The organism is Mycobacteroides chelonae (genome assembly GCF_016767715.1).
Lineage (GTDB): Bacteria > Actinomycetota > Actinomycetes > Mycobacteriales > Mycobacteriaceae > Mycobacterium > Mycobacterium gwanakae.
Map to the genome: position 1 here is coordinate 4,366,682 of NZ_CP050145.1, position 12,823 is coordinate 4,379,504.

Here is a 12,823-nt window from a genome sequence, read left to right on the forward strand (position 1 = left end):
AACGCTACGGCAGTTGCCAGGCGAAGCGCCCGGGCTCGAGCTCGACGGTGCCGGGCCCGGAGAAACCATTCGATGTCCCCTGCAGCGTCGCGACCACCCGCAGCAGCGGCCACGCCGACTTGAACCCGGGATGCAACCGCATTCCCTCGATCTTTTCCTCGGGCACCCATCTCAGCTCGGTGCTCTCGTGATTGGCCTCGGTGGGCAACAATTCGGGGGCATCGGCAACAACCGTCGTGTACGTCCAGTGCGCCTGGCCGTCAATGCGTTTGGTCACCACCGAGGAGCGGATGGTCATGGCGCCCGGCTCGATTCCCGCTTCCTCGGCTGCCTCCCGGACCGCCGCCTGCTCGGCCGACTCATGGCTGTCCCGCGCCCCGCCCGGCAACGCCCAGGTGCCACCCTGATGGCTCCACCAGGCCCGGTGCTGTAGCAGCACCGCGGGCTGGCCGCTCGCCAGCGGTGCGCGCAACAGCAAACCCGCGGCACCGAACCGCCCCCAGAATCGCGCACCCGTGTCAGCGACAACCCATCCGTCACCGTCGCCACGCACAGAGTCCACAGTAGAGCCACCAAAGACTAAATATGCTCTTAGACTTCCCATTAAGGCCGGGAGAGGAAGGTAAGAGGTGACTGTCGGGACGACGCGGTTAGCACACCCGTCGACCGAGCCCGTCGGCGCGACAACACCCGTCGTGCCGGCTCATCCGTGGTGGTGGTTCCTCAAGTCCACTCCCGGCAAGATTCTGATGCTCGGTATCGTCCTGGCCACCGCCGGCGTGCTGTCCGCGGTGGCCACTTCGGCGAGCGTGCAGAACCGGCAACTCGCCCTGAGTACGGTGCTCAACCACACCGAACCGCTGGCGTACTCCGCCGGGCAGCTGTACAGCACCCTGTCGGTCGCCGATGCCGCGGCGACCACCGCGTTCATCGCGGGCACCGAACCACAGGGCGTCCGTGAGCGGTACGAGCAGGCCATCACCGATGCCTCGACCGCACTCGTCGCCGCGTCCAGCGGTCTCACCGACCGGCCGATGCAGGAGCTGCTGAGCCGCATCAACGCCGAACTGTCGGTCTACACCGGACTCATCGAGACCGCGCGCACCAACAACCGGGCCAGTAATCCCGTCGGCGCCTCGTACCTGAGCGAGGCATCCGCACTGATGCAGCACACGATCCTGCCCGACGCGCAGCGTCTCTATGAAGAAACGTCCAACCGCGTCGATCAGGAGACCAGCGCATCCACCCGGGTGCCCTTCCCGGTGATCCTCATCGTGCTGGCCACCATGATCGGTGGGGTCCTGGGTCATCGCTGGTTGTCCAAGCAGACGCGACGCCTCATCAATCCCGGCATGCTGGCGGGGGGTGCGGCCCTACTGCTTATGGTGGTTTGGGTGGGTATCGCACTGGCCGTCTCTGCCTCGCTGGGCACTGATGCGCGCAATGACGGCGCCCACTCGCTGAAAACCATCACTCAACTGGCCATCTCGGCGCAGCAGGCCCGCGCCGACGAGACGCTGGCACTGATCCGTCGCGGTGATGAGAGTGTGCGCAAGAAGTCCTATTACGACCGCATCGACGAGATGGAACGCAAGATCGGCGAGTATCTGAGCAACCCGGATGCCATCGCCCGCGCGGACCTGGAACGGGCGCAGCAGCTGCTCACCAGATGGCGGCAGGCCGATGACCGCATCAACGCCTACATCGGTGTCGGCAACTACCAGGCCGCCACCCAGGTGGCACTGGGCAGCAGTGAGTCAGACTCGACGCCGGCCTTCGACAGCCTCGATGCGGCGCTGCGCAACGGCGTTCAGGACAGCCGCCGCCAACTCCGCTCGGGTGTTCTCAACGCCGAACGCGCGTTGACCCTGTCCTCCGCGGGCGCGTTGATCCTCTCGGTGGGCGGCGCGATATGCGTGGGAGTCGGTCTGTGGCCGAGACTGAGCGAGTACCGATGATGAGAACAGCGACGCAGGGCACCGCACGCAGACTTGCCGCGTTGGCGGTCATCGCCACCGTGCTGGCCGGATGCTCGCCGCCCGAGAACTCCACTCCGCTGCCACAGCTCACCGTGCCGAGGCCGACCCCCGCCGAGATGACCGAGCAGGAACCCAACCTCGCGCCGCTGACCAAGGTCGACACCTCGTGCGACCCCACCGCGAGTCTGCGGCCCACCAACGACCGGGCCGCCAACGATGACGCGGTCGCGGCGATCCGCAGGCGCGGCCGGCTCATCGTCGGGCTGGACATCGGAAGCAACTTGTTCAGCTTCCGCGACCCGATCACCGGGGAACTGACCGGATTCGATGTCGATATCGCCGGGGAGATCTCTCGCGACATCTTCGGCACCCCTGAGCGGGTGGAGTACCGGATTCTGTCCTCGGCAGATCGCATCGCGGCATTGAAGAACTCGACCGTCGACATCGTGGTGAAGACCATGACCATCACCTGCGCACGGCGCAAGGAGGTCAATTTCTCGACCGTCTATCTGATGACCTACCAACGGATTCTGACCAGCAGGGATTCGGGCATCACCAACGCACAGGACCTCTCGGGCAGACGGGTGTGCGCCGCGCGCGGCACCACTTCCTTGAACCGGCTCTCGCAGATCACCCCGCCGCCGGTCATCATGTCGGTGGTGACGTGGGCGGATTGCCTTGTGGCACTGCAACAACGCCAGGTCGACGCGGTGAGCACCGACGACTCAATACTCGCCGGCCTGATGTCCCAGGATCCGTACCTGCACATCATCGGGCCCAACATGAGCGATGAGCCGTACGGAATCGGCATGAAGCTGGAGAACACCGACCTGGTCCGGTACGTCAATCGCACCCTGGAACGCATCCGGCGCGACGGCACCTGGAATGCCTTGTACCGCAAATGGCTGAGCGTGCTGGGGCCCGCACCCGCACCTCCGAGCGCAAAGTACCGGGACTGATGAGTAAAGATCCCGGCAGCCTGGAAGACCCAGAGGATCTGGTCGACGACCCGGACGAAGGCGAAAGTCCGGGCACGCGGCCCGCATCCCTGGCGGACCTGGATGCGGACTCCGCGTCCACGATGCGCCCCATGGCTACCCAGGCCGTCTTCCGTGCCCCTGATTTCACCCAGCCCACAACCCAACCCACCACACAGCCAGAGGTCCGCACCACCACCACGCGAGTCCGGCTCTCCCCCACCCGCAGGCTCGGCGGCGGCCTGGTCGAGATCCCGCGTGTTCCGGAAATCGATCCACTGGCCGCCTTGATGACCAATCCGGTCGTCGAAGAGTCCAAACGATTCTGCTGGAACTGCGGTAAACCGGTGGGCCGCTCTACGGAGGATCGCCCCGCCTGCAGCGAGGGCACCTGCCCGGCCTGCGGGTCCACCTTTTCCTTTCTGCCGCAGCTGAATCCCGGCGATGTGATTGCCGGGCAGTACGCCATCAAGGGCTGCATCGCCCATGGCGGTCTGGGATGGATCTACCTCGCGGTGGACCGCAACGTCAACGACCGTCCGGTGGTGCTCAAGGGTCTGGTGCATTCCGGCGACGCCGAAGCACAGAACATAGCGATGGCCGAGCGGCGATTCCTCGCCGAGGTGGCGCACCCCTCGATCGTGAAGATCTTCAACTTCGTCGAACACCCCGACCAGCACGGGAATCCGGTCGGATACATCGTGATGGAGTACGTCGGCGGCACCTCCCTGAAACAGCCCAAGGGCAAGGCCCTACCTGTCGCACAGGCCATTGCCTATATGCTGGAAATTCTTCCCGCACTGGGCTTTCTGCACTCGGTTGGGCTCACCTACAACGACCTCAAGCCCGAGAACATCATGGTCACCGAGGAGCAGCTCAAACTCATCGACCTGGGCGCGGTGGCCGCGATCAACGCCTACGGCAACCTGTACGGAACTCCCGGCTACCAGGCACCCGAGATCTCCAGAACCGGACCCACTGTCGCGTCGGATATCTACACGGTGGGGCGCACCCTCGCGGTGCTGACCCTGCGCATGCGCACCCGCAAGGGCCGATACAAGGACGGGCTGCCCAACGAGGATCCGGTGCTCGCCAAGTACGACTCGTATCACCGCCTTTTGCGCCGGGCCATCGATCCCGATCCCACCGCTCGATTCGGCAGCGCCGAGGAGATGGTCACTCAGCTCGTGGGTGTACTGCGCGAGGTGGTGGCGCTGGACTCGGGCACACCACGCCCCGGTATGTCCACCCTGTTCAGCCCGTCCCGGTCCACCTTCGGGGTTGACCTGCTGGTGGCCCACACCGACGTATACGTCGACGGGCTGGCTCACCCACCTAGCCTGACGGCACCGGATATCGTTACGGCTCTTCAGGTTCCGCTACTCGACCCCACCGACGTGGGAGCCGCCATCCTGCAGGCAACCGTACTGAGCCAGCCGATACAGACCCTCGAATCCTTGAAGGCCGCCCGCCTGGGCCGAATCGACGCCGACGGGGTGGATCTGACCGAATCGATGGAGCTGCCTCTGATGGAGGCACGCGCGCTCCTGGATCTGGGCGATGTCGCCAAGGCCAACAGCAAGCTGGATCAGCTCGAGGACCGGGTAGGCACCCCGTGGCGACTGACCTGGTACCGCGGCATGGCGGCCCTTCTCAACGGTGACTATGACCAAGCCACAAAGCATTTCACCGCTGTTCTGGACTTCTTGCCCGGTGAGATCGCCCCCAAGATGGCACTTGCCGCCACCGCCGAACTTGCCAATGACGAGAAGAACCTCGACTTCTACCGCACCGTCTGGTCCACCGACAACAGCGTCATCTCCGCGGGATACGGGTTTGCCCGCACCCTGGCCTCCCGCGGGGAGCGGGCCGAGGCAGTGCGCATGCTCGACAACGTTCCTCCCACGTCGCGCCATTTCACCACCGCGCGCCTCACCAGTGCGGTCACCCTGCTCTCGGGTCGTACGCTCTCCGAGGTCACCGAGGACGACATCCGCGAGGCGGCCCGCAGGGTGGAAGCACTACCCGAGACGGAACCGCGTGTGCTGCAGATCCGCGCGCTGGTGCTCGGGACGGCGCTGGACTGGATCAAGACCAATCATTCGACCGGACACCACATCCTGGGTGTCCCGTTCACCAAACGCGGCCTGCGCCAAGGTGTTGAGCGTAGCCTGCGAGCATTGGCCCGCCGGGCCACCGAGCGCACCCACCGTTACGCACTGGTTGATCTGGCCAACGCCACCCGGCCGACATCATTGCTTTAGAGCCGCCCCCACCGCCGCCCTGGCGATGGCCAGTTCCTCGTTGGTGGGCACCACCAGCACCGTCACTCGTGAATCATCGGTGGAGATGCGGCGAATTTCGCTGGATCTCAACAGGTTTCGTTCCGGATCGAGCTCTATGCCGAGCACTTCGAGTCCGGCCATGGCATCGGCACGCAGCACTGCGTCGTTCTCGCCCGCCCCGGCGGTGAAGGAGATGACATCGGCGCCACCCAATGTCGCGATGTAGGCGCCAATGTACTTGCGCAGCCGGTGCACATAAACGTTGTACGCAAGCTGCGCCGATGCGTCTCCCGCCTCGATCAGCCGATGAATTTCACGAAAATCGTTGGCCCCGCACAGTCCGAGCATGCCGGAACGGCGGTTGAACACCGTGTCGATCTCATCGATGCTCATGCCGTGGCGCGCCAAATGGAACACGATGCCGGCGTCGATATCGCCGGTACGGGTGCCCATCACGAGGCCCTCCAGCGGAGTGAGGCCCATCGAGGTCTCCACGGCGCGGCCATGCAGGATCGCCGACGCCGATGCGCCGTTGCCCAGGTGCAGCACGATCTGGTTGATGTCGGCGTACGCGCGCCCCAGGTAGCCGGCGGCCTGCTGTGACACGTATTGATGCGAGGTGCCGTGGAATCCATAGCGCCGCACGCCGTATCGCTCGGCGACCTCACGATCGAGCGCATAGGTGGCCGCCGCTGGCGGCAGGCTGTAGAAGAACGCGGTGTCGAACACCGCCACCTGCGGCACATCGGGCAGCAGGCGCCGGGCCACCTCGATGCCCTGCACACCGGCCGGATTGTGCAGCGGCGCCAGTGACGACAGCTCCGCGATCTGCGCGACCACGGCGTCGTCGAGCACCGTCGGCTCGTGGAACTTCTGTCCGCCGTGCACCACACGATGGCCCACCACCACCACGTCGTCGGTGTTGATGGAGTCGAAAACCAGCCGCAGTGCCTCTTCGTGATTGCGGACCGGCTCTTCACCGATGCGCTCCACCAGCCCGTGCGCGTCCACCCTGCCCGAATCCGGTTCGATGAGCTGGTATTTCACCGAAGACGAGCCGCAGTTCAGGACCAGTACCGCGCTCATCGGGTCAGGTCCTGGGCCTGGATCGCGGTGATCGCGACCGTGTTGACGATGTCCTCCACCAGAGCGCCGCGGGAGAGATCATTGATGGGTTTGCGCAAGCCCTGCAGCACGGGCCCGATGGCGATGGCCCCGGCGCTGCGTTGCACCGCCTTGTAGGTGTTGTTCCCGGTGTTGAGGTCCGGGAAAATCAGCACCGTCGCGCGTCCGGCGACCGGAGAGTCGGGCATCTTGGTGGCCGCCACCGAGGGCTCCACTGCCGCGTCGTATTGGATGGGACCCTCGACCAGCAGCTCGGGCTGCCTGGTACGAACCAATTCAGTTGCGATACGCACCTTTTCAACCTCGGCACCGCTACCCGAGTTTCCCGTCGAGTAGGACAGCATCGCGACCCGCGGGTCGATGCCGAACTGGGCGGCCGTGCGCGCCGAGGAGATGGCGATATCGGCCAGCTGCTCGGAGGTAGGGTCGGGCACGATGGCGCAATCGCCATAGGCCAATACCCGGTCGGCCAGGCACATCAGGAAGATGCTGGACACTGTAGAAACACCGGACGTCGTCCTTATGATTTCGAACGCTGGCCTAATCGTGTGCGCGGTGGTGTGCGCCGCGCCCGACACCATGCCGTCGACGATGTCGTTGTACACCAGCATGGTGCCGAAGTACGAGACGTTGCGCATGATCTCGCGCGCACGATCAGGAGTCATGCCCTTGTGCTTGCGCAACTCGAAGTACTGGCCCGCGAACTGCTCGGCGAGCTCACTGGTCTTGGGGCTGACCACCAGGGCATTCGAGATGTCAACACCCAGCTCGGCTGCGCGGGAACGAATCTCCGCCTCTTCACCCAGGATTGTCAGATCTGCGACCTGGCGCTGCAGCAGTCGCCCGGCCGCCTTGAGGATCCTGTCGTCGTCGCCTTCCGGGAGCACGATGCGCTTACGGTTGTCCCGCGCCCGATCCAACAGCTGATACTCGAACATCTGCGGCGTGGTGACCGAGGGAATCGGAATGGCCAGCTGCGCGATGAGATCCGCGCCATCGACATACCGATCCATCAGCGCCAGTGCGGTGTCGATCTTGCGGGCCGAGGCCACCGTAACCCGGCCCCGGGCATGCGCCGCGGCGCTCGCGGTCTCGAACGTGCCCGAATCCGTCTCGATGATCGGCAACCGCAGCCCGATACCGTCCACCAGGTCGGCGATCCGCGGGTGCAGCTTGAGTCCGCCGTTGAGGATGATCGCGGACAGCGACGGAAATCCTTCCGCCACATGCGCGCTCGCCACCGCCAGCAGCACGTCGGATCGGTCGGCGGGGAAGATGACGGCCTGGCCCTCTTGCAGGCGCTCCAAGCAATGCTCGGCCGTCATGCCCGCCACCATGAAGCTGGTGGCCTCGCGGGACAGTAGCGCCTCGTCGCCGCTGACCAAGGAGCCCTTCACCGCTTTCATGAGCTCTTCTACCGACGGCGAGACCAACAGGGGTACCTCGGGCAGCACCCAGGCGGGCTTGTCGAAACGCGATAACGCCTGGCGCACCTCGTCCAGCTGATCGGGATTACACCGGTTCGCCACAATGGCAGCGGTGTGTGCACGCTGCACCTTGAGCTCACCGAGACAGACCTCGGCAAGAGCCGCCACCTCGTCCGGCGTTCGATCGAATCCCTTGATGGTCAACAGAACCGGTGCGCCGAGATTGACCGCGATGCGGGCGTTGGTACTCAGCTCGCTGGGACTTGCGACATCGGTGTAGTCGCTGCCGACAATCACTACGGCATCACAGCGCTCTGCGACCGCGTGGTACCTGTCGACGATCTGGGCGATCGCCGCATCTGGATCCTGATGGAGATCGTGGTACGAGACGCCGAGACAATCCTCATAGGCGATGTCGGCGGTGCTCTGCTCCAGTAGCAGTTCCAGGATGTAGTCCACACTCTCCCCGGACCGCGCGATGGGGCGGAACACGCCCACGCGTGCCACCGATGCGGCCAGCCGATGCATCACACCCAGTGCGACGGTGGACTTTCCGGTATCACCTTCGGGTGAGGCAATGTAGATACTGGACGCCTTGGGCTCGGTCATACACGCCTTCCTACACGAGTGAATCGCAGCGTCAGAATTTTGAACGGACGCAATGTCAGTTGAATATCGTTGACCCAGAGTTTGATCGCATCCGGATACTCGATCGGCCGTTCCAGCAGATCGGTCACGGCCACCCCGTCGTGGCTGAAATTCGCATGGATGCTCACATCGGCCCGCCCACCGCGCGACTCGTAGAGCCGGACGATCAGATCACCGCTACGGTCGTTGGCCAGCTTCACCGATTCCACGACGACGGCCGGGTTATCCAGTCTGATAAGAGGTTCGATGCTCACTGCGGCGCCTTCGACGACCCGCGTATCGAGGTTGCGCCGGTATCCCTGCTCGACGGCGTCGCCGATCGTCGCGCCGGGGCGCACCGAGAACCTCAATCGGTGATGTCCCTGATCGCAATCGGGATCCGGAAAGAGCGGCGCACGCAAAAGGGACATCCGCACCACGGTGGTGGTGCCACGTCTACTGATGTCGTGCCCGTAGGTCGAATCGTTGGCCACCGCCACGCCGTATCCGGATTCGCCCACATGCACCCAACGGTGCGCACAGATCTCGAACTTGGCTTCGTCCCACGAGGTGTTGGCGTGCGTGGGCCGATACACATGGCCGAACTGGGTTTCCGACGCCGATCGGTCGGCCTGCACGTCGAACGGGAACGCCAATTTGAGCAGCTTCTCGGACTCGTGCCAGTCGATATCGATCTCGATGTCCAGTGCGGGCGCGCCATCCTGCAGCGTGATGCGTTGCACAAGATGTGAATTGCCGAATTCACGCTTGATCACCAGCGCACCGTCCGCGGCGGCAACCGAGCTCGCCGGCGTCAGATTGGTGACGGTGTTCCGGTAGAAGCCGTCGATATCCCAGGCGTCCCACTGGTTCGGCGTATCGCGATGCAACTGCAGCAGATTCCCCGGCGCCGCCATGGCCTCCCGGCCGCTGGCCGCATCGACGAGGGAGACCAACAGACCGTCGGCATCGAAGGTGGCCGCCAGAATCCCGTTGTCCAGCAGGAACCCTCCATCCCTCTTCAGGGGGGTGACGCATGTGGGCTGATCGGCGACAGCGGCGCCCAGCGCGGGTACCCCGTCGCGATCGTGCGGCGCAGCATTGAAAGCCAGTCTGCGGTCACCCTGGCCCGCCAGGGTCCGCGTCGCGGATTCGATGATGGCTTCCAGTCTCGCCGCGATCGCCGCGTAGTTCCGTTCGGCGTCCCGGTGCACCCAGGCGATGGAGCTGCCGGGCAGGATGTCGTGGAACTGCTGCAGCAGCACCAGCTTCCAAATCTCGTCCAGCTCGTCGTACGGGTACTCGTATCCGGCATGCACCGCCGCCGTCGCCGCCCACAGCTCTGCCTCGCGCAGCAAGTGCTCGCTGCGTCGGTTGCCCTGCTTGGTGTTCGCCTGCGAGGTGTACGTGCCGCGGTGCAGCTCCAGGTAGAGCTCACCGGACCAGCGCGGCGGGTTGGCGTACTCGGCGTGGGCGGCGGCAAAAAACTCCGCCGGGGTACCCAGGGCCACCGTGGGTGAGCCTTCCAGCGACCGCTTGCGCGTGGCGTAGGCCAGCATTTCGCGGGTGGGGCCGCCGCCCCCGTCTCCGTAGCCGAAGGGCACCAGCGACATGGTGCCCGCCCCGGAGTCGCGGTAGTTGCGCTGCGCATGCGCAAGGTCGCCGCCGCCCAGATCGGAGTTGTAGGTGTCGACGGGCGGGAAATGCGTGAACACCCCGGTGCCGTCGATCCCTTCCCAGATGAAGGTGTGATGCGGCATCCGGTTGACCGAGTTCCACGAAATCTTCTGTGTCAAAAAGTATTCCGAACCGGCGGCGGTGACGATCTGGGGCATCGCCGCGGAGTAGCCGAACGAATCGGGCAGCCACACCTCCGGGGTGTCGATCCCAAACTCGTCGAGGAAGAACTGCTTGCCCGCCACGAACTGGCGGGCCATCGCCTCCGCGCCGGGCATGTTCGTATCGGCCTCAACCCACATCCCGCCCACCGGAATGAACTGTCCCGCAGCAACTTTCTCCTTGATGCGAGCGAACAGGGTGGGGTACTTGTCCTTGATCCACGCGTACTGCTGCGCCGAGGAGCAGGCGAATCGGAAGTCTGGATGCCGGTCCATCAGGTCGACCATGTTCGAGAAGGTCCGTGCGCACTTACGGACCGTCTCACGCACCGGCCACAGCCATGCCGAGTCGATATGAGCGTGCCCGACGGCGGTGATCCGATGGGCACTGGCATACGCTGGGCGCGCCAGCACCTCGGCGAGTTCGGCACGTCCGTCGGCCGCGGTACCCGCGAGATCCTCGGGATCCACCGTGTCCACCATGCGTTCCAGCGCGCGCAGAATCTCGTGGCGGCGCGGCAGATCCTCGGGGAGCGTATGCATCAGCCCGTCCAGGGTTGCGATGTCCTGCTGCAGCCCCCACAGGTTCAGGTCGCGCAGCGCAAGGTCGATACCACCCAGCCGGTACAGCGCCTCATCACCGGAAGTAGCCTTGTCTCCCAATGGCATTGGCGACCAGAAATGCTTGCCGATGTCCGGGTTGGCGGCGGCCTCGATGTAGAAGTCCACCGGGGCGTCCGGATCGTCGATGGGCACGAACGCGTTGCGCGGCGCGATGCCCTTCACCACGGTGCCGTCGGACCGGTACACCAACCCCTCGGCGTTGAAGCCCGGCCCGCCGGTGAAGCCGAGTTCGACCCTCATCTCCGGGGCACCCTCGGACCGGCCGCGCCACCGCTCCGGAACGGTTCCGGTTACGTGCAGCCACATCGTCGACCAGGGTGGCCCCCAGGGCGTCCCGGGAGTGATCTCGGTGAATTCCTGGGCCGCCGCCTCGGCGAACGGCACCGGCTCCCCTGGTGCGGTCCACGCCGTCAGTGTCAGCGGCGCCGAATCGACGTAGATGGCGCAGTTCAGCCGCTTATCGACGAAACGCCGAATGCGGTCCTCGACAATTCGCCGGTCGTCATGCATGACCTGACCCTATCGGCTCGCCGACTTCGCTCTAGGAGCTCTCGCCAAGACGAACAGTGACCGTCACGCGGCCGCTGTCGTCTTTGCGTGCGATTCCGTAACCGGGCACATCAACTCCGTTGAGCCGGAGCTGCAGCGGCCTGCCCTCTCCGAGGAAATTGCGCCACCATTTCTTGCTTTCGGGGATGCCGACCCAGATCACAATGTCATCTCCCGAACGCCAGTAGTTCACCGGCGTGCTGAAGATCTGCCCCGATCGACGGCCGGTGTAGGTGACGACGGTGAAGTAGCGGCCCGCCACGCTGCGCAGTCCGGGCACGTTCAATGCCATCACCGGCACGGTGTTGACCGCATCGATAAAGCGACGAACTAGGGAACTCATCTGTACCTAACGGTCTTCGCGTAAGCGCTCATCCCAGCTTACGGAGACGAGGTTCAAGATCGTTCTTGAACAGCTCCAGGAACCGCTTCTGGTCGTGTCCGGGTGCGTGGAACACCAGGTGGTTCAGGCCCCAGCCCACATAATCGGCGACCTTGGCGACCGCCTCGTCCGGGTCGGAGGCGACGATCCAGCGCTTGGCCACCTGTTCGATGGGCAACTCGTCGGCGGCGCGCTCCATCTCGATGGGGTCATGGATGCTGTGCTTCTGCTCGGGAGTCAGCGACAGCGGCGCCCAGAAGCGGGTGTTCTCCAGCGCCTTCTCCGGATCGGGGTCGTAGGAGATCTTGATCTCGATCATCCGGTCGATGTCGTCGAAGTTGCGCTCGGCCAGTGCCGCACCCTCCTTGACGGCGGGGATGAGCTTGTCCTTGTACAGCTCCTCGCCCTTGCCGGAGGTGCAGATGAATCCGTCGCCGGCACGCCCCGCGTACTTGGCAACGACGGCGCCGCCGGCGGCGATGTAGACGGGGATGCCGCCCTCGGGCACGTCGTAGATGGCAGCACCCTGGGTGCGGTAGTAATCACCCTCAAAATCAACGCGCTCACCGGTCCACAGTTCGCGCATGAGCCGGACCGACTCGCGCAGCCGTGCGAACCGCTCCTTGAATTCCGGCCATTCACCGATGAACCCGGTGGCAATCTCGTTGAGCGCCTCACCAGTGCCGACACCCAGGAAGATGCGGCCCGGGTACAGACACCCCATGGTGGCGAAGGCCTGTGCGGTGACCGCCGGGTTGTACCGGAAGGTGGGGGTCAGCACCGAGGTACCGAGCTGCAGGCGCTGGGTGCGCTCGCCGACGGCCGTCATCCAGGCCAGCGAGAACGGCGCGTGACCACCGTTGTATCGCCACGGCTGGAAATGATCACTCACGGTCGCACTGTCGAAACCGTGCGACTCGGTGGCGACCGCCAACTCGACGAGCTCACGCGGCGCGAACTGCTCCGCCGATGCCTTGTATCCCAGCTTCAGTTCCCGTGCCATCCGCGCG

The 12,823-nt window shown here is 64.9% G+C and carries 9 protein-coding genes; 3 read left to right on the top strand and 6 right to left on the bottom strand.

Annotated elements, in window-relative coordinates:
- Nucleotides 1-4 precede the first annotated feature (4 nt).
- Nucleotides 5-553 carry an NUDIX domain-containing protein gene (locus HBA99_RS21540; protein ID WP_030096264.1) on the bottom strand — a complete coding sequence of 183 codons (549 nt, stop codon included), beginning with the start codon at nt 551-553 and terminating at the stop codon, nt 5-7.
- Between the two features lie 76 nt (nt 554-629).
- Here HBA99_RS21540 and HBA99_RS21545 point away from each other — a divergent pair, with 76 nt between their 5' ends.
- From HBA99_RS21545 to HBA99_RS21555, 3 genes are read left to right on the top strand one after another with little or no spacing between them, the layout of a single operon-like run.
- Nucleotides 630-1,958 carry a hypothetical protein gene (locus HBA99_RS21545; protein WP_070951981.1) on the top strand — a complete coding sequence of 443 codons (1,329 nt, stop codon included), beginning with the start codon at nt 630-632 and terminating at the stop codon, nt 1,956-1,958.
- Complete coding sequence (locus tag HBA99_RS21550; protein WP_081347674.1) at nt 1,955-2,938, top strand: glutamate ABC transporter substrate-binding protein; 984 nt, start codon at nt 1,955-1,957, stop codon at nt 2,936-2,938. Before HBA99_RS21545 ends, HBA99_RS21550 begins: the two co-directional genes overlap by 4 nt.
- Nucleotides 2,938-5,220 carry a serine/threonine-protein kinase PknG gene (locus tag HBA99_RS21555; protein ID WP_070952428.1) on the top strand — a complete coding sequence of 761 codons (2,283 nt, stop codon included), beginning with the start codon at nt 2,938-2,940 and terminating at the stop codon, nt 5,218-5,220. Before HBA99_RS21550 ends, HBA99_RS21555 begins: the two co-directional genes overlap by 1 nt.
- Here the strand turns inward: HBA99_RS21555 and HBA99_RS21560 are convergent.
- From HBA99_RS21560 to fgd, 5 genes are read right to left on the bottom strand one after another with little or no spacing between them, the layout of a single operon-like run.
- A complete protein-coding gene (locus HBA99_RS21560; protein WP_070923098.1) occupies nt 5,209-6,327 on the bottom strand; it encodes an acetate kinase in 1,119 nt (372 codons plus the stop codon). The genes HBA99_RS21555 and HBA99_RS21560 overlap by 12 nt on opposite strands.
- A complete protein-coding gene (pta, locus tag HBA99_RS21565; protein WP_070951979.1) occupies nt 6,324-8,402 on the bottom strand; it encodes a phosphate acetyltransferase in 2,079 nt (692 codons plus the stop codon). Before pta ends, HBA99_RS21560 begins: the two co-directional genes overlap by 4 nt.
- A complete protein-coding gene (locus tag HBA99_RS21570) occupies nt 8,399-11,392 on the bottom strand; it encodes an alpha-mannosidase (protein ID WP_070951978.1) in 2,994 nt (997 codons plus the stop codon). The genes pta and HBA99_RS21570 overlap by 4 nt, the downstream gene beginning before the upstream one ends.
- A gap of 31 nt (nt 11,393-11,423) precedes the next feature.
- Nucleotides 11,424-11,774, bottom strand: coding sequence for a PNPOx family protein (locus HBA99_RS21575; protein WP_070923101.1), 351 nt, complete (start codon nt 11,772-11,774; stop codon nt 11,424-11,426).
- A gap of 28 nt (nt 11,775-11,802) precedes the next feature.
- A complete protein-coding gene (gene fgd / locus HBA99_RS21580; protein ID WP_030096256.1) occupies nt 11,803-12,816 on the bottom strand; it encodes a glucose-6-phosphate dehydrogenase (coenzyme-F420) in 1,014 nt (337 codons plus the stop codon).
- Between the last annotated feature and the right edge of the window lie 7 nt (nt 12,817-12,823).

What these genes read in the sequence shown, in the direction of transcription:
- pta (WP_070951979.1), bottom strand. Translation starts at nt 8,402, where the DNA reads ATGACCGAGCCCAAGGCGTCCAGTATCTACATTGCCTCACCCGAAGGT.
- HBA99_RS21550 (WP_081347674.1), top strand. Translation starts at nt 1,955, where the DNA reads ATGATGAGAACAGCGACGCAGGGCACCGCACGCAGACTTGCCGCGTTG.
- HBA99_RS21555 (WP_070952428.1), top strand. Translation starts at nt 2,938, where the DNA reads ATGAGTAAAGATCCCGGCAGCCTGGAAGACCCAGAGGATCTGGTCGAC.
- fgd (WP_030096256.1), bottom strand. Translation starts at nt 12,816, where the DNA reads ATGGCACGGGAACTGAAGCTGGGATACAAGGCATCGGCGGAGCAGTTC.
- HBA99_RS21560 (WP_070923098.1), bottom strand. Translation starts at nt 6,327, where the DNA reads ATGAGCGCGGTACTGGTCCTGAACTGCGGCTCGTCTTCGGTGAAATAC.
- HBA99_RS21575 (WP_070923101.1), bottom strand. Translation starts at nt 11,774, where the DNA reads ATGAGTTCCCTAGTTCGTCGCTTTATCGATGCGGTCAACACCGTGCCG.
- HBA99_RS21570 (WP_070951978.1), bottom strand. Translation starts at nt 11,392, where the DNA reads ATGCATGACGACCGGCGAATTGTCGAGGACCGCATTCGGCGTTTCGTC.